This window comes from Plantibacter sp. VKM Ac-2880 (genome assembly GCF_015351235.1).
In the GTDB taxonomy this organism is placed as follows: Bacteria; Actinomycetota; Actinomycetes; order Actinomycetales; family Microbacteriaceae; genus Plantibacter.
Window position 1 is genome coordinate 699,781 of record NZ_JADKSJ010000002.1, and the last position, 19,962, is coordinate 719,742.

General features: G+C 69.0%; 17 protein-coding genes. 11 read left to right on the forward strand and 6 right to left on the reverse strand.

The annotated features are described in order from the left end of the window. Nucleotides 1-34: 34 nt before the first annotated feature. The 5 genes from ITJ57_RS19860 (at nucleotide 35) to ITJ57_RS15375 (ending at nucleotide 6,274) form a co-directional block, all read left to right on the forward strand. The gene (locus tag ITJ57_RS19860; RefSeq protein ID WP_194670919.1) at nucleotides 35-2,902 is read left to right on the forward strand and encodes a LuxR C-terminal-related transcriptional regulator; all 2,868 of its coding nucleotides are present in this window, start codon (nucleotides 35-37) and stop codon (nucleotides 2,900-2,902) included. A gap of 204 nt (nucleotides 2,903-3,106) precedes the next feature. Then, a complete protein-coding gene (locus ITJ57_RS15360) occupies nucleotides 3,107-3,751 on the forward strand; it encodes a SipW-dependent-type signal peptide-containing protein (RefSeq protein ID WP_194670920.1) in 645 nt (214 codons plus the stop codon). A gap of 20 nt (nucleotides 3,752-3,771) precedes the next feature. Further along, the gene (locus tag ITJ57_RS15365) at nucleotides 3,772-4,419 is read left to right on the forward strand and encodes a hypothetical protein (protein WP_194670921.1); all 648 of its coding nucleotides are present in this window, start codon (nucleotides 3,772-3,774) and stop codon (nucleotides 4,417-4,419) included. A 10-nt stretch (nucleotides 4,420-4,429) separates the two neighbouring features. Beyond that, the gene (locus ITJ57_RS15370; protein WP_370582448.1) at nucleotides 4,430-5,725 is read left to right on the forward strand and encodes a signal peptidase I; all 1,296 of its coding nucleotides are present in this window, start codon (nucleotides 4,430-4,432) and stop codon (nucleotides 5,723-5,725) included. 3 nt (nucleotides 5,726-5,728) lie between these two features. Further along, on the forward strand, nucleotides 5,729-6,274 hold the full coding sequence (locus ITJ57_RS15375; protein WP_194670922.1) for a hypothetical protein: 546 nt from the start codon (nucleotides 5,729-5,731) through the stop codon (nucleotides 6,272-6,274). A 119-nt stretch (nucleotides 6,275-6,393) separates the two neighbouring features. On the opposite strand, the gene ITJ57_RS15380 is transcribed toward ITJ57_RS15375, so the two are convergent. Next, complete coding sequence (locus tag ITJ57_RS15380; protein ID WP_194670923.1) at nucleotides 6,394-7,392, reverse strand: LacI family DNA-binding transcriptional regulator; 999 nt, start codon at nucleotides 7,390-7,392, stop codon at nucleotides 6,394-6,396. A gap of 221 nt (nucleotides 7,393-7,613) precedes the next feature. Between ITJ57_RS15380 and ITJ57_RS15385 the strand changes: the two genes are divergently transcribed. The 5 genes from ITJ57_RS15385 to ITJ57_RS15405 all read left to right on the forward strand — a co-directional run bounded on the left by ITJ57_RS15385 (nucleotide 7,614) and on the right by ITJ57_RS15405 (nucleotide 14,405). Continuing rightward, nucleotides 7,614-8,555 (forward strand): carbohydrate ABC transporter permease, encoded by a 942-nt coding sequence (locus tag ITJ57_RS15385; protein WP_194670924.1) that lies wholly within the window; start codon nucleotides 7,614-7,616, stop codon nucleotides 8,553-8,555. Further along, nucleotides 8,548-9,483 (forward strand): carbohydrate ABC transporter permease, encoded by a 936-nt coding sequence (locus ITJ57_RS15390; protein ID WP_194670925.1) that lies wholly within the window; start codon nucleotides 8,548-8,550, stop codon nucleotides 9,481-9,483. The genes ITJ57_RS15385 and ITJ57_RS15390 overlap by 8 nt, the downstream gene beginning before the upstream one ends. 154 nt (nucleotides 9,484-9,637) lie before the next feature. Further along, nucleotides 9,638-10,969 carry an ABC transporter substrate-binding protein gene (locus ITJ57_RS15395; RefSeq protein ID WP_194670926.1) on the forward strand — a complete coding sequence of 444 codons (1,332 nt, stop codon included), beginning with the start codon at nucleotides 9,638-9,640 and terminating at the stop codon, nucleotides 10,967-10,969. Between the two features lie 33 nt (nucleotides 10,970-11,002). After that, nucleotides 11,003-12,331 carry an ABC transporter substrate-binding protein gene (locus ITJ57_RS15400; RefSeq protein WP_194670927.1) on the forward strand — a complete coding sequence of 443 codons (1,329 nt, stop codon included), beginning with the start codon at nucleotides 11,003-11,005 and terminating at the stop codon, nucleotides 12,329-12,331. Nucleotides 12,332-12,650: 319 nt separating this feature from the next. Continuing rightward, nucleotides 12,651-14,405, forward strand: coding sequence for a glycoside hydrolase family 2 protein (locus tag ITJ57_RS15405; protein ID WP_228507508.1), 1,755 nt, complete (start codon nucleotides 12,651-12,653; stop codon nucleotides 14,403-14,405). Between the two features lie 312 nt (nucleotides 14,406-14,717). Here ITJ57_RS15405 and ITJ57_RS15410 read toward each other — a convergent pair whose 3' ends face one another. Further along, nucleotides 14,718-15,578 carry a CPBP family intramembrane glutamic endopeptidase gene (locus tag ITJ57_RS15410; RefSeq protein ID WP_194670929.1) on the reverse strand — a complete coding sequence of 287 codons (861 nt, stop codon included), beginning with the start codon at nucleotides 15,576-15,578 and terminating at the stop codon, nucleotides 14,718-14,720. After that, nucleotides 15,575-15,997, reverse strand: a complete 423-nt coding sequence (locus ITJ57_RS15415) for a hypothetical protein (protein WP_194670930.1) — start codon at nucleotides 15,995-15,997, stop codon at nucleotides 15,575-15,577. Before ITJ57_RS15415 ends, ITJ57_RS15410 begins: the two co-directional genes overlap by 4 nt. Nucleotides 15,998-16,298: 301 nt before the next feature. Between ITJ57_RS15415 and ITJ57_RS15420 the strand changes: the two genes are divergently transcribed. Then, nucleotides 16,299-16,478, forward strand: coding sequence for a hypothetical protein (locus ITJ57_RS15420; RefSeq protein WP_194670931.1), 180 nt, complete (start codon nucleotides 16,299-16,301; stop codon nucleotides 16,476-16,478). A gap of 72 nt (nucleotides 16,479-16,550) precedes the next feature. Here ITJ57_RS15420 and ITJ57_RS15425 read toward each other — a convergent pair whose 3' ends face one another. The 3 genes from ITJ57_RS15425 to ITJ57_RS19865 all read right to left on the reverse strand — a co-directional run bounded on the left by ITJ57_RS15425 (nucleotide 16,551) and on the right by ITJ57_RS19865 (nucleotide 19,893). After that, on the reverse strand, nucleotides 16,551-17,099 hold the full coding sequence (locus ITJ57_RS15425) for a hypothetical protein (RefSeq protein ID WP_194670932.1): 549 nt from the start codon (nucleotides 17,097-17,099) through the stop codon (nucleotides 16,551-16,553). Between the two features lie 146 nt (nucleotides 17,100-17,245). Continuing rightward, nucleotides 17,246-18,595 carry a DUF4012 domain-containing protein gene (locus ITJ57_RS15430; RefSeq protein ID WP_194670933.1) on the reverse strand — a complete coding sequence of 450 codons (1,350 nt, stop codon included), beginning with the start codon at nucleotides 18,593-18,595 and terminating at the stop codon, nucleotides 17,246-17,248. Nucleotides 18,596-19,146: 551 nt separating this feature from the next. Further along, on the reverse strand, nucleotides 19,147-19,893 hold the full coding sequence (locus tag ITJ57_RS19865; RefSeq protein ID WP_194670934.1) for a CPBP family intramembrane glutamic endopeptidase: 747 nt from the start codon (nucleotides 19,891-19,893) through the stop codon (nucleotides 19,147-19,149). Nucleotides 19,894-19,962: the final 69 nt, after the last annotated feature.

Here is a 19,962-nt window from a genome sequence, read left to right on the forward strand (position 1 = left end):
AGCGATGGCCGATCTCGCGCGAGCAGGTGCTCCCGTGAGCGCCGGCGGACACCACTTCGGTGGCGGGAGTCGATCGGCCGGTGCGGCGCTTCGTCGCTCGGGCGAGTTCCGGCAGTCGGCCACCCGAGCGCCGGCCGCCCAGAGCAGCCGGGCCGCGGCCATCGCCCGCGTCGCCACCCTGATCGACGACCGGGCCAGCACGCTGCTGGTCGGCCCCCACGGCTACGGCAAGACCCACGTCGCGGAGCACATCGGTCGCCGGATGCACGAGCAGGGGCGCTCCGTCATCCGTCTCTCGGACTCCTCCCTCAACGCCTCGAACGCCCTGGGCGGGTGGCGCGAGGCCCCGAGCGGTGCCGTCTTCATCATCGACGACGGTGCGGACCTGCACCCCTCCAGCCTGAGCGACCTCGTCGATCTCGCGCGATCGAGGGACCAGGTCGCCCTGGTCACCCTGGAACAGGAGCGCACCGGCCTGCAGGGGCGGCCCGACGAAGCAGCACAGCGCCTCCTCGCCGTCTGGCGGAGCGGCGCACTCACCCGCATCGACCTTCCGGCCCTCGACGGCTTCGAAGCCTCGGCGCTCGCCGATCTGGCGGCCGGCGATGCGGTGCTCGACGACATGGCCAAGGCCGTGATCGTCCGCCTCAGCAACGGTTCACCCCGACTCGTCCACGAACTCACGAAAGACGCGCTCGAGACGGGCGGGGAGTTCTACCTCCCCCGCAGCATCCTCTCCCTCGGCGTCGCCGGTGTCTCCCCGCGCGTGCACGACCTGACGGAACCACAGCTCGCACGCCTCGAGGACGAGGAACGGTACGCGCTCGTCATGTTGGCGAAGCTCGGGACCGTCCCTTACGCCCGGGCGGCACGTCTCCTCGGCGAACACCCGCTGCACGCCCTGATGCGGCTCGGACTCGCCCGGAACGACGGCACGGGCCAGGACCGGATCGTCGCCGACGAGCTGCACGCCTGGTCGGCGCTCGCAGAATGGCGGCACAGCGGTCGTCTGCACCGCCACGACCGCGTGCAGCGGACCCTCATCTCCGACCTGCGATCCGGCAGCCGTCTCACCCCCAACGAGGCGTTCATCCTCGGTCGCTACTGGCTGACGACGAGCACGGACCACCTCGATGAGGGCCTCAAGTCCTGCACCGTTGCCCGCGTGTTCCTCGACGCGGCGCATGTCGCGAACGTGGCGGGGCTGGCCGAGGACGCCCGATCGCTCGCCGAACGTTCCGCCGCGTTGCATCCCTCGGTCGCTGCGGCGCTCCAGTGGTCGCGGTCGCTCGCGATGCTGGGTGACGTCGTCGGCGCGCAGCGCGTCCTTGAGGTGGATGCCTCCGCGGCCACCGACGACGAGATGCAGTCGGAGGTCCTCAGCTGGCGGGCGACCCTCGACCGGTGGAGCGAGCGCACCTGCGCACAGCAGCTCACCGAACAGGAGGAGGACAGTCGCGTCCTCTCGCAGCGCATCCTGATGATCGAGACGTGGCGGGACCAGCACGAGCAGGGTCCGAGCGTCAGCGACGCGGTCTTCTGGAAGGTCCTGCGCGACACCGAAGCGTCGCAGTCCTCGCGACTGTACGCGGCAGCCGCGCTCCTGACTCGCCTCGGCATGCGCTCCACCCCATCCGAACTCCGTGACCTGTTCCAGCTGGGCGACGCGGTGTACCGGGCCGTGCCGTACAGTTCCGCACGCCCCCTCTCCCACGCGATCCGGGACGCCAGCGCGATGTACGTGCTGGCGGCGGGCACCATCCGTCTCTTCGTGGGGCTGTCCTGGGCCGGCTTCGCCCGGTACCTCGACGAGTTCGCGGAACGGGCCGAACGGGGTACCGGCCGGTTGTCGACCATCGATCAGAGCATCGTCGGGATCCTGGGCGCGCAGTTGGCGTTGTTCGACGGACGACCGGAACGGGCACTGGCCGACCTCCGGATCGTCGAACGGATGCTCGACTCCACCGTGCCTCCGGAAGTGCACACGCAGCTCGGCCTGCTCATGGTCAGCGCACTCGCCCAGACCGGTCACCTGGACGAGGCGATGGAGCGTCGCACCGCCGAGGACCAGCAGCTCATCGACTCCTCCACGGCCCTCTCCTACTTGGCCGACATGGCCGACTTCAGCCTCCTGATGTCGAACGGCAAGCTCGACGCAGCGCGGGTCCACCTCCATCGCTTGGCCCAGTCCGCCGCGAAGCCACTGACGGAACGGCTCTACGCCGCCTGCCTCGTCTCGGCGGTGGGCGCGGAGCCGGCGGAGGCCTTCGAGTGGGTCGCCGACGCCCGGGCGAACGAGCTCACCCCGCTCCAGGGCGCACTGCTGCTCCTCCTCGAGGCGGGGGCTGCCGGCGACGCGACCCGAGCCGAGGAGGCGGCCTGCTCCCTCGAAGAGTTGGGCGCACGCCATCGGGCCATCGGCGCGCATCAGCTCGCCGAACGGCTCCACACCGCTCAAGGCAGGCCGCAGCACGCCCGTCGGTGCGCCGAGCGGGCCGCCGCGTTGACCGACGCCGCTCCGAGGGCGTCATCGGAGGTCGTGCTCGGTTGGACCTCGGTCGCGCCGCCGTCGCCGGTCTTCGTCTCCTTCCGGAACGACACCGCCGCGGTCCCGTCGATCCCGGCGCCTCCACCGTCGCACGCGCCGCTCGCCTACCTCGAGACCGACACCGGGACCAGCGAGGGCGGGGAATCCGCGGACCTCAGTTCGCTGACCCGACGCGAGCTGGAGGTGGGGATGCTCATCGCCCAGGGGCTCAGCAACCAGGAGATCGCGACCCGACTGTTCCTCAGTGTGCGGACGGTGGAGTCGCACGTGCTGCAGGCACGGACGAAGGTGGGCGCCGGACGCCGACGGGACCTCGGCCGGATCGTGGCCCAGTCGGTGCAGCGCGAGGCGTGATGCCTGCGGCGCTGCGGCGGCGCGGTCCGTCTCCGCAGTTTTCCCGGTAGCGGCGACGGATCACCAGTACCCCACTACTGGTGACAACACCAGGGCGTCCTGCTTATCGTCCTGTGAGTGTCGAGAGATGCGTGGAGGACGTCTCCCCGTGCCAGACACCAGCAGGTGGCACGAGGTGCCATCGCCGGACTCCAGGGGGCTTCCATGACCATCGACACCACCACCGAAGCCCCAGCGGCGAACGCTGCAGACTCGCCGGCGCGCGGCCTCCGCAGCAAGCGGGCCAAAGCGATCCTCGCGGGCGGGCTCGTCCTCGGTGTCGGTGCGGCGATCACCCTCGCCGCTTGGAACGACTCGGAGTTCGCGACGGGCGTCTTCGCCGGAGGTGCGTTCAGCATCGAGGGCAGCACCGACGGCACCGCGTTCACGGAGCACCCGACCGACGCAACCGCCGCTCCCCTCACCTTCGCGGTCGAGGCCGACAACCTGGCCCCGGAGGAGCCCGTCTACGCCGGCTTCGCCGTGCAGCTGACCGCCGCGTCGACGTATGCGGCGACGGTGGACATCACCGCGTCCAGCGCCGCTCCGATCGCCTCCTCCCTCACCTACTCCGTCGTGGAGACCGACACCTTCGGGTGCGACGCGACGAGCTTCGCTGCGGGTGAAGCGCTCGTGACGGACGCCGCGACGACCACGAGCACAGCCGCCGACATCTTCACGCTCGGGGCCACGACGGCACCAGTCTTCCTCTGCTTCGAGGTCACGCCCGCCGCAACGCTGCCCCAGGCCTCGCCGAGCGGCACCGTGCTCTGGGAGTTCTCGGCCGTCTCCACGACCCCGCTGCCGTAGTCGCGGGACGGACGGGCATCATGGGACGCCACTCGCCTGCCCTCGGGCGGCACCATCGCACGGAGAGCCCTCGTCGGGGAGGCCGGTACACGCGCACGCGGGCCGCCCTGGCCGGGGCGCTCGTCCTCGGTGTCGGCACCTCGCTGACGTTGGCGGCCTGGAGCGACGACGAGTTCGGTGCGGCGACGTTCGCGGCGAGCACCTTCGCCGTGGAGTCGCAGACCGCGACGTCGACGTGGGCGGCACATGAGGCGGCGAACCCGGCCACGCTGGCGTTCAACGCGGTCGCGATGTCACCGTCGCTCTCGCAGTACGCGACCATCGACATCCGCACCACGGCGGCCACGAACATCGGCGGTACCGTGGCACTCACCTCCACGTCGACGGCGACCGGGTCCCTGCTCCCTCAGCTCGAGTACCGCGTGGTCGTCACCCCCGTCGCCACCGCCTGCAACTCGGCGGCCTTCACCTCCGCGACCGTCCCCGCGTACACGACGACGCTCGCCGTCGGTACGGCCACGCCGACGGCGTCCGGGGCGCTGGCCGCCGCGGCCGGTTCCACGGTGCGGTTCTGCTTCGACGTGCGGGTCAAGGCGAACGCCCCGTCCTCGGCGCAGGGTGGGACGGCGTCGGTGACGTGGCAGTTCACCAGCACCTCCAGTTCCTGATCGGAGCACCGTGACCCGGACCCTCGCGGACACCATCGACGTCACCGGACGGCAGCGGCCCCGCCGTTCGGTGGCGTCGGTCGTCGGGAGCACCCTGTTGAACCTCGCGGCCCTCGGCGGCGTGGTCTGCATCGTGCTCGTGATCCTCGCCACCTGCTTCAACATCACGCTCATCATGTTCAAGACGGGTTCCATGAGCCCGACCATCCCGACCGGTTCCCTCGCTCTCGTGCGTGAGATCCCCGCGTCGGAGATCCGGGTCGGTGACGTCGTGACGGTCGACCGCCCCGGGCAGCTGCCCGTGACCCACCGGGTCACCTCGGTGACGGACGGCGGCACCGGTGCGCCGGGAACGCAGCATCTGATCACGATGCAGGGGGACGCGAACCTGTCCGAGGATCCCGAGCCCTACCGCGTGGACACGGTCAGGATCGTCCTCGCCTCGGTGCCCGGCCTCGCCGCCGTCGTCATCTGGTTCTCCAACCCGTGGGTCCTCGGCGGCCTGACGCTCGCCTGTTCGGTGCTCGTCGGCTGGGCGTTCTGGCCACGTTCCGGACGGAACGACCCGCCCGGCGGGACCAGTGGTCGGCGCTCCACGGCGGCCAAGGCTCCGGAGGCTCCGAACCGGCGTCCCGCTCGACACGCCGCGCTCCGCTCCACCCCTGTCGCCGTGGTCCTCGGGACGGGGCTCGCGCTCGGCGCTGCGGCTGCTCCGGCGCACGCGCAGCCGCGAGTCGACGTCGTCTCCGGTGAGGTCGTCGTCCTCACCTCGGTGGGCGACCCGGCTGCCATGCAGAACCTCGGCCCCGGCCGATCGACACCCTGGCAGGTCGGCATCCACACGAAGCCGGCGGCGACCCCCGGGTCCATCGACGTCTCCATGGTGGGATCCGGTTCGTCCGCACTCGGCCTCGTCATGGAGGTCGACGCCTGCTCCGTCCGATGGACGGCGAGCGGCTGCGACGGCACGGCCACCCACCTGTTCGACGAGATGCCCGTGCCGGTGGACGGTGTCGAACGCGCTGTCCTGTCCATGCGCAGCAGCGAGGCCTGGTGGGTCCGCTTCGACGTGCGGATGCCGGCCGCCACCCCGGCTGCCGACGCCTCGGTCGCCCTGACGGTCGTGGCGGACGGCATCGGTGACGACGTGTCCGTGTCGGCCTCGCCCATGACCACCCTCCCCCGCACCGGCGCGAACGTCGAGCTCGCGATCTGGGCGGCGGCCGGAGCCGTCATCCTCGGACTGGTCGCCGCCTGGGTCGGCGCTCTGCGTCAGCGGTCCCGCCTGGCGAAGGCCGGTCGATGAGGGATGCGCGCTGAGACGGTGGTGACGGATCGACGTTGGCGAGCGGGCTCGACCCGGCGCCCACACGGGAGACACCGCCGTCTCCTCGTGTCGATCGTCGGTCTCGCCGCGCTCCTCCTCGCGGCGCAGCCCGCGCCGGCGCAGACCGAGGCGGCCTGGGCGGACGTGGAGCTGGGCTCCGGGAGTTTCACCGCGTTCAGGGTGCCGTCACCGGCGATCACCAGCTGCACCTTCAACCCGAATGTGGTCGGGCTGCTGTCCTCGTACACGGTCGTGTACACGATCCCCGCGGGCTACACCATCAACTACGCGTACTCGTCGAGCGCGGCGTTCACCTCGCCCACCGTCATCTCGCCGACTTCGACGAGCGGGACCACCACGGTCACCTCGACGTTCAGCCTCGGATTGCTGGGCGGACTCCTCGGGTCCAACGTCTACGTCGGTGCCCGGCTGACGCTCCCCTCGACGAGCTGGTCGTCGCCCTACCGACTGGTGAACGGGACATCCAACGCCCTCGGCACGAGCGGCAACTGCGCGATCGTCCCCTGAGCGCCTCCGGTCCCGGCCTCTGAGCGCTTCCGGTCCCTGAGCCTGTCGAAGGGCCCGGCCACTGGTCCCTGAGCCTGTCGAAGGGCTCGGTCCCTGAGCGTGTCGAAGGTCCCCCGACCTCACCCGGCCGACGACTCCCGCACGATGAGCTCGAAGCCGGCCGGCACGCGTCGACCCGGCCCGACGTGCCCGCCGACGCGCTCGACGAGCATCGCGACGGCCTCCCGGGCGATGGCCTCCTTGTCGGGGGCGATCGTCGTCAGCGAGCGCATCGCGAAGCGCCCGTCCTCGATGTCGTCGAAGCCGACCACTGCGAGGTCGCGGGGGATGTCGACGCCGCGGTCCCAGGCCGCGCGCATCGCACCGAGCGCCATGAGGTCGTTGAAGCAGAAGACCCCGTCGGGCGGTTCGGCCGCGTCGAGCATGCCGCCCATGACGGCCGCGCCGCTCGCGCGGTCGTATTCCCCTTCTGCCATATACCGGTTCGGGTCGAGTCCGGCTTCCTGCATCGCCCGCGTGAAGCCGTCCACACGCTGCTTCGCCGTGCCCGTCGAATGCGGCTGCCGACCGATGGCGCCGATCCGCGTACACCCGCGTTCGATCAGATGGCGGGTGGCGACGTAGGCCGCTTCCGCACCGTCGACGGCGACGTGGTCGGTGCTGTCGCCGTAGTCGCGCTCGCCGAGGAGGACGATCGGCTGGGTGGCCGCGGCGGCTTTGATGTCGTCCTGCGTGAGACTGAGCGCATTGAGCAGGACCCCGTCGAAGGTCGACGACACCGCGCCCCCGGTCAAGACCGCGCGCTCGCGCTCAGGGTCGCCGTTCGTCTGGTCGACGACGAGGGTGAGCGAACGCTTGGTGAGCTCGGGGATCAGGCAGCGAGCGAGGTCCGAGAAGTAGGGCACGTCGAGCTCGGGGACGACGAGCGCGATGAGCCCACTGCGGTTGTTCCGGAGGCCTCTCGCGTGCGGGTTGGGCCGGTATCCGAGTTCATCGATGACTGCTTGCACCCGTTTCCGGGTCTCCGCGCCCACGCGCCCGGGCAGGTTCACGACGTCGGAGACGGTGCGCTGGGAGACGCCGGCAGCGCGGGCGACGTCCCGTGCGGTCACTGCCATCGGCGCCTCCTCAGCGTTTGCGCGCCCTCCACGGCGCGTCCCTCGAGGTAAGCGTACTCGTCCGACAACCGCGGCCCAATGAGACGGCAACCGATTTCCAACACGGTCTTGTGCTACGTAGCACAAGCGGTTAGCGTGTCTCCCTGTCAGCACGGTCGCAGCGAGTCGAAGGAGATGCGCAGCATGTACGAGAACCCACCACCGAACCTCCGAGCCGTCTCGTGAGCGCACTCAACGAGCTGCGTGCCCTGCGGACGCCGAAGGGGGCGGTCAAGCACCGCGACGCCTCCGAGTTCCGGGACAACCGGGTGGCGCTGCTCTTCCTGGGGCCGTGGATCATCGGGTTCCTCGCCATCACCCTCGGCCCGGTGCTCGTCTCCCTGTACCTGTCGTTCACCGACTACAACCTCCTGCAGAACCCGAACTTCACCGGGTTGGAGAACGCGCAGCGGATGGTCGAGGACCCACGCCTCCACCAGTCCCTCGGCGTGACCCTCACCTACGTCATCGTCTCGGTGCCCCTGCAGCTGATCGTGGCCCTCGGGATCGCAGTCCTCCTCGATCGCGGGCTGCGAGGCCTCTCGTTCTACCGCTCGGTGCTGTACCTGCCGTCGCTCCTCGGTGGCAGCGTCGCGATCGCCGTCCTCTGGCGGCTCGTGTTCGGCTCCAGCGGCCTCGTCAACGCCCTGCTCGCCGTCTTCGGCATCGAGGGGCCCGGGTGGATCTCGGAGCCCGACACCGCGCTGTCGACGCTGATCATCCTGCACGTCTGGACGTTCGGTGCTCCGATGGTGATCTTCCTCGCCGGCCTGCGCCAGATCCCGCGTCAGTACTACGAGGCGGCGTCGACCGACGGCGCCGGGCGCTGGACGCAGTTCCGCTCGATAACGCTGCCGTTGCTCAGCCCGATCATCTTCTTCAACCTCGTGCTCGGCATCATCGGCGCCTTCCAGTCGTTCACGCAGGCCTACGTCGTGTCGAACGGATCGGGCGGACCTTCCGACTCGACCCTGTTCATCACGCTGTACCTGTACCAGAAGGGCTTCGGCAGCTTCCAGATGGGGTACGCGTCGGCGATCGCGTGGCTCCTGCTCATCATCATCGCCGCCGCCACGGCCATCAACTTCTGGGCCTCGAAGTATTGGGTGTTCTACGATGACTGACCTGCAGACCCGACCGTCCGCTGCTGACGACGACGGTCTCTCCCCCGACGCCGCCGCCCGACGCGCCCGCGGTGACGTACAACGTGCCAAGCTCCTGCGCCGGCAACGGATCTCGAGCATCGGCAAGCACGCGGGCCTGATCCTGCTCGGCCTCCTGATGCTCTACCCGGTGCTGTGGATGGTCGTGTCGTCCCTCCGCCCGAACGGCTTCATCTTCGACAACCCGGGGCTCGTCCTCGACACCTTCGAGGCGTCGAACTACACGAACGGGTGGAACGCGCTCGCGCAGCCCTTCGGCAGCTACCTCGCGAACTCGGCAATCGTCGTCGTCGGCTCCATCATCGGCAACCTGCTCACCTGCTCGCTCGCGGCGTACGCCTTCGCCCGGCTGCGGTTCCGGTTCAAGCGCTTCGCCTTCGCGGCGATGCTGCTCACGATGATGCTGCCGATCCACGTGCTGATCATCCCCCAGTACGTGATCTTCGCCCAGCTCGACTGGATCAACACCTACCTGCCGCTCATCGTCCCGAAGTTCCTCGCGACGGACGCGTTCTTCATCTTCCTCATGGTGCAGTTCATCCGCGGCATCCCCCGGGAACTCGATGAGGCAGCACGCATCGACGGCGCCGGACACCTGCGGATCTTCGGGCAGATCATGTTGCCGCTCATGACGCCGGCGCTCGCGACCACGGCCATCTTCACCTTCATCTGGACGTGGAACGACTTCTTCGGACAGCTCATCTTCGTCACGGACCCCGACAAGTACACCTCGTCGGTCGCCCTCCGCTCGTTCGTCGACACCCAGTCGCAATCCGACTACGGCGCGCTCTTCGCGATGAGTGTAGTCACCCTCCTCCCGGTGTTCCTGGCCTTCCTGTTCGGTCAACGCTTCCTCCTCCGGGGCATCGCCACGACCGGCGGCAAGTAGTCGCGCCCGCCCTGAGTCGCCTCCGACCCCTGAGCCGCCGCCGGTCTCCGGTCCCTGAGTCGCCACCGGTCTCCGGTCCCTGAGCTACGACCCCGGTCCCTGAGCTTGTCGAAGGGCCGTCCTCCATCCGTTCCATCCCTCCCGAAGGAGCATCATGCAACGCCACCCCCGATCCCGTTCCCGCATCCTCGCCGCTGCGGCGACCACCACCGTCGCGGCCATCGCCCTGAGCGGCTGCGCCGTCGGCGGCGCCGGGAACAGCGACGCCGCCCTCAGCGACGAGGACGTCACCATCTCCTTCGCGTGGTGGGGAGCCAGTGCGCGCGACGAGCGCACCCGTGCAGCCATCGACCTCTTCGAGGAGGAGTACCCGAACATCACCGTGAAGGCCCAGTCCACGGAGTGGGGCGGGTACTGGGACAAGCTGGCGACGACCGCGGCCGGCGGGAACGCGCCCGACGTGATGCAGTTCGACCAGACACACCTCTCCTCCTACGCCCAGCGGGGTGCACTCGCGAACGTGGACGAGTTCGGCGAGGTCCTCGACACCTCCGAGTTCCCGGCGGCGCTGCTCGACCAGGGTCGCGTCGACGGCTCGCTGCACGGGGTCCCGGCCGGCGTCGGCTCGACGGGCGTCCTGGTGAACACGACCGTGCTGGCGCAGTACGGCATCGAGCTCCCCGACCCGACGACGTGGACGTGGGACGACCTGACGGCCACGGCACTCGCGGTGACGGAGGCCTCCGGCGGCGCCGTGCACGGCATCTCGCCGTTCGGCGGCGACATGCCGACGCTCACCCTGTGGGCTCGGCAGCACGGCAACGACGTCTACGACACCGAGGGCGAATTCATCCTGGAGGAGTCCGTGCTGTCCGAATACTGGGACTACGCCCTCGGCCAGATCGAGAGCGGTGCAGCGCCCTCGGCGTCGCAGCTCGCCGAACAGTCGGGCTCAGCGCTCGACCTGTCGGACATCGCGACAGGTCGGACCGCGTTCACCTTCGCCCCGTCAGCCCTCGTCACCGCCTATCTGGCCGCCGCGCCGGGCACCGAGTTCGACCTCGTCCCGATCCCGGCCGACGCGGATGCGACCGACGGCTACATGTACGTCCGGCCGTCGATGTACTGGACGGTCTCGTCGCAGTCCGAGCACCCGGCGGAAGCGGCGCTGCTCATCGACTTCCTGACGTCCGAACCGGCCGTCGCGAAGCTGTTCGGCACCGAGCGCGGTATGCCGGCTACGCCGACGTTCCAGGAGGCGGTCGCCCCGGACCTCACGCCAGGGGACCGGATCGTCGCCGACGCCATCGAATCCGCGACGGCGTTGTCCGGCGATGCCCCCGGCATCACGCCGGTCGGGGCGGAGGACGCCGAGGCGATGCTCGCCCGGTACAACCAGGACGTCCAGTTCGGCCGGAAGACGACCGCCGAGGCGGCGAAGGCCTACATCGAGGAACTGCGCGCGGCGATCACCGCCGCGAGCTGACCGTCCACCATCCACCCCATGCAAAGGAGCATCATGCAACGCCACCCACGATCCAGGTACCGCTTCCTCGGCTTCGCGGCCGCCACCGTCGTCTCCGCCCTCGCCCTGAGCGGCTGTGCCGTCGGCGGCGGGAACAGCGACGCCGCGCTCAGCGACGAGGACGTTACCATCACCTTCAACTGGTGGGGTGCCGCCGCCCGCGACGAGCGCACCCGCGCGGCCATCGACCTCTTCGAAGAGAAGTACCCGAACATCACCGTGAAGGGGCAGTCGACGGAGTGGGGTGGCTACTGGGACAAGCTCGCCACCACGGTCGCCGGTGGCGACGCTCCCGACGTGATGCAGTTCGACCAGCTGTACCTCGCCTCGTATGCGCAACGCGGCGCGCTCGCGAACCTCGACGAGCTCGACGAGTTCCTCGACACCTCGGCCCTCAGCGACGAGGTGCTCGACCAGGGCCGTGTCAAGGACGAGCTGTACGGCGTCCCGATCGGTGTCGGCACCGTCGGACTCATGGTCAACCGCTCCATCTTCGAGCAGTACGGCATCACGCCGCCCGACTCGACCACGTGGACGTGGGACGAGCTCAACGAGGTCGCCCTGCAGGTGACGGAGGCCTCTGGTGGCGCCGTCCACGGCATCTCCCCCTTCGGTGGCGACATGCCGACCCTCACCCTCTGGGCCAGGCAGCACGGCAACGACATCTACGACAAGGACGGCAAGGTCATCCTGAAGCCCGAGGTCGTGGAGGAGTACTGGCAGTACGCGCTCGACCAGATCACGAGCGGTGCCGCCCCCGGTGCCGCGCAGCTGGCTGAGGGCAACGGGGTCGCGATCGACCTCATGGACATCAGCACCGGCAAGGTCGCGATGAACTTCCAGCCGTCCGCCGTGCTCACAGCGTTCCAGGCCGCCGCGCCCGACCACCAGCTCGACCTGCTGCCGTTCCCGGCCGCGCCCGACGCCTCGGAGGGCTTCCAGTACCTGAAGCCCGCAATGTACTGGTCGGTGTCGTCGACCTCGGAGCACCCGGCGGAGGCCGCCCTGCTGGTCGACTTCCTCACCACCGACACCGAGGTCGCGAAGCTGTTCGGCACCGAGCGCGGCATGCCCGCCAACCCGGCGTTCCAGGAGGCGATCGAACCCGACCTGACGGCCACCGACACGATCGTCGCCGGTGTCGTGGACGCCGCCCGTGAGGCGTCCGGACCGGCTCCCGCGATCACGCCCGTGGGTGGTGGTGACAGCGAGGAGATCCTCGGTCGGTACAACCAGGACGTGCAGTTCGGCAAGACCACGCCGAAGGAGGCGGCCGAGGCGTTCGTCGCCGAACTCACCAAGGCCGTCGACGACGCCAGGTAGCGCCTCCCCGACCGCCCTTCGACAGGCTCAGGGACCGAGGACCGCATCCGGTCCCTGAGCCGCATCCGGTCCCCGAGCCGCACCCGGTCCCTGAACCGCACCCGGTCCCTGAACCGCACCCGGTCCCTGAACCGCACCCGGTCCCTGAACCGCATCCGGTCCCTGAGCCTGTCGAAGGGCCCACCACCCGCAACGACCATCGGATTGACACATGACGCACCCGCTCCGCTTCCCCACACCGCTTCCGAACGGACGGCCCGATGCCGGCCCGACGCCGCGCCCCGAGTACCCGCGGCCGCAACTCGTCCGTGACGGCTGGATGAACCTCAACGGCTTGTGGGAGTTCGAGATCGACGCCGGTGACAGCGGCCTCGAGCGAGGACTCCTCGGGCGTGAGCTGTCCGATCGGATCCTCGTGCCGTTCGCCCCGGAGTCGAGCGCGTCCGGGGTCGAGCACACGGACTTCATGGAGGCGGTCTGGTACCGGACACGGTTCACGGTCCCGGCCGACTGGCCGGGCACACGCGCCGTGCTGCACTTCAGTGCCGTCGACCACGACACGACGGTGTGGGTCGACGGCGTGGAGGCGATGCGGCATCGGGGTGGGTTCACACCGATTCGCGTGCCGCTCGGCGCAGTCGAGCCCGGCCAGGAGCTGGAGATCGTCGTCCGGGCTCGCGACTCCCGGCATGAGCTGAAGGCCGGGGGCAAGCAGGCCACCTGGTACGGCAACACCGACTGCTACTACACGCGCACCACCGGCATCTGGCAGACGGTGTGGGTGGAGGCCGTCGACGAGCTGCACCTGCGGCGGTTCACCGCCGTGCCCGATGCTGACGCGGGCCGCTTCGACTGCACGCTCGTCCCCAGCCGGAACCGTGCAAGCGCGACGGCGACCGTGACGCTGTCGGCCGACGGGGTCGTCGTCGCCGAGGAGACCGTCGGCCTCGGTTCGACGATGTCGCCGTCGCTCCGGCTCGACGTCCCGCGGGAGCACGTGCGGTCGTGGAGTCCGAGCGACCCCTTCCTCTACACGCTCGAGATCGTCATCCAAGACGGCGCGGGCGAGGTCACCGACCGGGTGTCCAGCTACGCGGGACTCCGGAGCATCGCGATCGACGGCACCGCCGTGCTCATCAACGGCGAGCACGTGTTTCAGCGGCTCGTGCTCGACCAGGGCTACTGGCCGTCCTCACTCATGACGGCACCGGACGACGAGGCGCTGGTCGCCGACATCACGCTCGGGATGGAGGCGGGGTTCAACGGTGCTCGGCTGCACCAGAAGGTGTTCGAGGAGCGCTACCTCTATCACGCGGACCGGCTCGGCTATCTGGTGTGGGGCGAGTTCGGCGACTGGGGGGTGTCGGGTGCCGGTACCGTCGGCCACAACCAGGGGCCGACCGCGTCGTTCATCACGCAGTGGGTCGAAGCCTTGGAGCGTGACGTGAACCACCCGTCGATCATCGGCTGGTGCCCGTTGAACGAGACGCACCAGACGTTGCACGACCGCCTGACGGTGCTCGACGACGTCACGCGCGGGATGTTCCTCGCGACGAAGCTCATCGACCCGAGCCGTCCCGTGATCGACGCATCGGGTTACGCCCACCGGGTGCGCGAGACCGACGTCTGGGATGCGCACTCCTACGAGCAGGATCCGGCGGCCTTCGCGGTCGAGCAGGGCGGTGTCGGGGCGGGCGAGCCGTTCACGAACCTCGAGGACGGACGGGTCATCTCCCTGCCGTACGAGGGGCAGCCGTTCTTCGTGTCGGAGTTCGGCGGCATCTGGTGGAACGCGGAGCTCGCCGCGGCCGATGCCGATGGGGATTCGTGGGGGTACGGAGCACGGGTGGCGTCGGTCGAGGAGTTCCACGAGCGGTTCGCCGGGCTCGTGCGGGTGCTCACCGACGACGAGAACATGTTCGGTTACTGCTACACGCAGCTCACCGACACCTTCCAGGAGCAGAACGGGATCTTCGACTTCGAGCGTCGCCCGAAGTTCGATCTGGCCCGAGTGCGTGCCGTGCTCGCCGCGGATGCCGCCTACGAGCGTCGGGAGCGGCACCCCTCGTCCTGACCCACCCCCGGTCCCGGAGCCCGTCGAAGGGCGCCGTGCTCCGGTCTCTGAGCCCGTCGAAGGGCACCAACCCCGGTCCCCGAGCCTGTCGAAGGGCACCACCCCCGGTCCCCGAGCCTGTCGAATGGCGCCACCCCCGGTCCCTGCGCCTGTCGAATGGCCCCACCCCCGGTCCCTGCGCCTGTCGAATGGCCCCACCCCCGGTCCCTGCGCCTGTCGAATGGCGCCACCCCCGGTCCCTGAGCCTGTCGAAGGGCGCCACCCCCGGTCCCTGAGCCTGTCGAAGGGCACACGCTCAGGGACCGCGGCCGGTCAGCTCGTCCCGCCCCCGGCGATCACGAGCGCGGCGGCCATGCCGTTGAACCACATGTGGGTCCAGATGCCGGGGCCGAGTCGCTTGGTGGTGGCGGCATACACGCCGTTGACGACGCCGAGCACGAGGATGGTGAGGCCGAGGGTCACCATGGTGATCGGGCTGCCCCAACCCTCGTAGAGGTGGACGGCGGCGAACAGGAGTGCGCTCGCGCCGACGGACACCACGGCTGCGGTGCGGCGTCGTGAGGTGGATGGGGTCGCACCCGCGCCACCGCGGACGGCGCTGGACGCTCGCCCGCGCAGGATGGTGTTCCGGAAGCCCCGGAGCAGCAGCCCGCGGAAGAGGAGCTCTTCGCAGATGGGGGCGACGATGGCGACGGCGATGACCGAGTTGAGGATCACCCACCCGATCTCGGGGGCCGGGGGCGCCAGGTTCGACTTCGGCGTTCCGCCCATGAGGGTGATGACGAAGCCGTCGATCATGCCGGCGATGAGCCGGATGCCGATCGCCGAGCCGAGGCCGATGAAGACGTCGAACCAGCGGAACTGCAGCCCGAAGTCCGTGACCCAGGATCCGGTGCCAAAGCGTTTGCAGACGATGGCCAAGGCGATGAGGATGCCGCCGTAGAAGACGGTCCAGAGCAGGAGGTCGGCGAGTTGGGTGTCGCCGAGGACGGCGGGGAGCGCGCCGCGCAGGACGGCGAGGAGCGCCAGGGTGATGACGAGGACGATCAGGGCGGTGCCGGCTCCCCATCGGCTGCCGTCCGGTGGGGTGTAGGGCAAGGCGGCGGTGGCCCGGCGGTCCTCGGCTCGTCGCTGACGTGGGGTCGGTGACGGCTCGGTCTGTCCGGTGGTCATCGGACGGGTCGGGAGAAGTGCGCCCGTGCTGCCGGGAGGTACATCTCGACGACGGCGACGATGGTCACGATGACAACGATGATCGCGAGGATGTTGCCGACGAAGATGGAGGCGATCGAGCCGAGGACGGACAGCACGCCGAAGATCGTGAGGATCACGCGGGCCCAGTTGCGTCCTTGCGCCATGAACCAGGCAAAGAGCACGTGGAGTGCGGCGCCGATGAACGAGCCGATGCCGGAGGAGATGGTCATGACCTCGGTAGGCACGGGCAGGTTGAGGCGGGCGGCGGCGGCCTCCTCGGCGGGTGAGGTGGCGGTGAGGATGCCGGAGATGACGAGGAGGACGGCGACGACGACCCACAGCCAGAAGGAGATCGCGATGGGGGTGGGGACGGACTTGTTGCCGATGTTCATGGTCATGATGCTCGTTTCGGGTCACGGGAGGATCCGACGGCCGGACCCAGGCTGGTCGAAGGGTATTGCCCATTGCCTGACCCCTGGAAGGGGGTATGTCCCGGCTGTCCACGTTTCGCAGGCCCATCTCCGGTCCCTGAGCCCATCTCCGGTCCCTGAGCCCGGCTCCGGTCCCTGAGCCCGGCTCCGGTCCCTGAGCCCGGCTCCGGTCCCTGAGCCCGGCTCCGGTCCCTGAGCCTGTCGAAGGGCACCCGCGCATCCTGTCAACCCTGCTCGTCTCCGGAGCTGTACCTCTTAATCTCTCCCCATGACGAACGAGACGAACGACACCGACAGCACCTCGAGTGAGGGCACCCCGAAGCCGGACGGCCTGGGCGAGAACCAGACGATCCCCAACAGCGAGGACGGCCTGGCGGTCGGCCACGACCCCGACGCCTCGAACTTCAACCAGGAAGAGGATCCCGACCATCCCAGCGACGACGCGTAGGTGTCGGGAACGACAGAACGGCCGGTGCATCTGCACCGGCCGTTCTGTGTTGGTCCGTGGACCGAGAGGGTGTTACGCGGCGAGGCCAGCGCGCTGACGACGCATCATCACGAGGACCGCGATGAGTGCTGCGCCGAGGACGACTGCACCAGCAGCGCCCCACACGAGGAAGGCCGGGGTGTTGAAACCGGTGTCGGCGAGGCCGCCACCACCGGTGCCACCAGCGCCGCCACCAGCAGCTGCACGGACCGTGACGGTCGTGGTGCCGATGATCTGCGAGGAGAGGCCGGTGCCGGTCACCGTGTAGGTGCCGGTCGCGTTGGTCGGGAGGGTGACGGTCAGCGAGACCGAGCCAGTGGCCGAAGCCGTCTTGACGAGCGTCTTGGTGTCGACGGCCGCGAGGGTCGCACCGGTCGCGTTCTCACCGGTCAGGGCGAGCGAGACGTCCTCGTTCGGCTGGAAGGCGCCGTCCGTGAAGGTCACGACGAAGGTGCCGCCGGGCGTGACATCGCCGGTGACGACGATGTCGGCGCCGGGAACGTACGAGGCGTTCGCAGCGAGTGGAGCGACGAAGAGGCCAGCGAGGGCCAGCGCGAAGACCGCGGTGATTTTCTTGAGCATGTGTGGATTCCCCTTGGAGACTGGTCGGTTGACAGTGCTGTAACTGACAGAGCTGTAGCTACCGCCACGACCAGCCGCGTCGTGACGAAGAGTAATTGCGTCGTATCCGAAGCCCCCCGAAAACGGTTCAAATCCGACAACACGCATCACTGTACGGCAAATTCGCAGGTAAGCGCCAGTTGTTGTGTTTCGAAAAGATGAAGTTTGGGGGTCGAGACGACAAATGGCTGCTTCGACACGCCGGAGGTGGAGACCGCGACGTCGATCGTCGTGCTCTCACCGGGGGCCAACTCGAGTCGGAACTGTGACAGCGGGAAGTCGCCATCCAGCGCCGGCTGCACCGGGAGATCCGCACCATCACGCTGAATTCCCTCGGTGTACGACCCTGGCGGCGAGTAGACCGCGACTTTGAAGTTGAAGTTCCCTGGCGTGACCCCATAGATGCCTGCACCCGTGATGTAGTCACTCAACGACGTCGCAGCATCCGCCGGCGCCGTGTTCGTAAACTTCAGACGCAATCCGAGGACCTGTCCCCCGGAACCACACTGTGCTATGCCACTCTCCGTCTGCACGTCGAGGTAGTAGCCCATCTTGCTGCCGGTCGCGTCGTTGATGTAGACCCCGAAGGCGTCCGCCTGCTGCTCCTTCGTCGGGAGCATGTCGGTCAGGCTCGTATCGGCGAGGAGGAGCTGCTCCTCCTCAGACGCGTTCCACACCAGTACCCGGCGCTCGTCGCCCGCCTTCGCGAGTGCTTCCACCAGCTTCGTGGCATCGAAGTTCCCCGTTGAGATGCGGGTGAAGACCGCGGCAGACGCTGCGGCGAAGAAGGCGTCCTGTTCCGCTCCAGCCGGGTATCGCTGGTAGACCTGGTTGAGCAACAGGTCCGCCGCATTCTCAGCCGTCAGTTGGTCACCCGACGGCAGGTCGATTGGACCGGTTGCCGCCAAAAGATACCCCAGGGCGACCGGGTCGATGCTAAGCACGCCGTCGGCTCGCGTCCCGAACCGCTGGAACCACATCTCCGATGCGAGTTCAGCCGAAACGTCGAACCGGGGGGTGAGTGTGACGTCCTGGATGAAACGCCCCGTGATATTGCCGTAAATGCCTGCGGTCTCAGTGGTCAGCGGCAGGACGGGCTCGGGGAACCGAGGGAAGTCGCCTGACGTCGCCTGCTGAAGGAGCGAGATCCGACCCCCGTCGGTTCCGATGAGCGCGAGGGCTCCGGGGTTGCCGCCGCCCGCGCGTGGCTCGGCCGGGTTCTGGAACATGATCAGGTAGTTGCGCGGGCCATTCGCACCGAGCATCGCCGGGAGGAGGTCGATCGCGCGGCGTGCAGCGTCGACCGTGTCCGCCGTCTCTGTGAGCACCGGCCCGAGCTGATCGACGGCTGCAGACACCTGGCTGATCAGCGAGGACTGGTCGATGCCGCGGACGCGCTGAGCAGCGCTCTCCAGGGCATCGTCGGCGGAACGGACGTCCTGCTGCGCGTCGATCATCGGCTGCAGTGGCACCGCGCCGTCGACCGGCTTGAAGAGGTCGGGACGAAGAGAACCGGAGAGGTTGACGAGCGGCGAGATGGCTCCGACGGCGACCTCGTCGGTCGCACCGGCAAGGTTGCGCACGGCCGAGAGGTTGGGTCCGATCCACGGCACGATCTCGGCAGCGCGCCAGATGGGGTCGCTCGTCAGCGCCGCAGCCTCACGCGCATGCGAGGCGAGCTCACGGGCGGTCTTCCCAGCGGCAGGGGCGTCTCCGGCGAGGACCTGCTCCCGGACCTGCTGGGCGAGGGGCACTGCGGCCTCCAACTCCCCCTTCGCGAGGAACGCGCGAACACCGATCCATGCGACGGCAGCAAGAAGCAGGACGAGCACACCCGACACGATGAGGGCCGTCCGACGACGGCGTGCGCGGAGGCGCTCCGGGTCTGCATTTTCCCGGCGGCGGGCACGCGAACGAGCATTCGTGCTTCGGCGACTCCGCGACGAGGATCGGGAGGAGCTTGAGGAGGATGAACGACGATTGTCGGGTTCGGGTGCCGGCATGGGGGTTATTCAATCACGACGCCGGTACCACCGGTCACGGCGGTAAGACCGAGAGCGAGGATCGACGTGTTGAAAACGACGTGCGTGACGATCGCCGGGCCGAGTCGACCAGTCACGACGGCCAAGCTCCCCGCGGCCAGGCCAACGAGTAGGGTTCCGACCCCGACGACGATCGCCTGGGCGACGGTGGTCACGACGAGGAGGTGCAGGATCGCGAAGAGCAGACCGCTGATCACGACAGCGATCCAGCGACCGCCCCGAAGCGTTCCGATCACCGAGGGCAGGACGAGTCCGCGGAAGAACAGCTCCTCGATGATCGGAGCGAGCGCGACCGCGGCGAGGAGGGCGACGATGAAGAACATCACCTGATCGACGGTGTCCAACGGGACGGCACCGCCGGCCGTCGCCGGCAGCCCGCCGTAGAAGAGGATCTCGAGGGAACTCACCGCGATCCGGAGCACGAATCCGGCGGCCGCGCCCCACAGGAGGTCGATGGGCCGGATGCTCCAACGGACCGCCGACGTCACCAGGCGCCATCGCGGCGTGAGCCCGACGACGAGCAGCGTCACTAGGAGCGGCAGCCAGACGAGCAGGTAGCCGCTCAGCGGGGAGAACGGCCCGGGGATCCGAACACCGGCGGGGAACGCCAGCACGAGGATCACCGTCGCAACGAACCCGATCGACGCGATGACGAGTCGTGATCTCGCGATGGGCTGATCATCGTGCTGGGTCGGTTCACCTGGGTTCGTCACGAGAGCAAACTACGGCAATCGATCACCTTCATGACACGGCCGCTCGGGAACAGGCGTCGGTTTATGGCA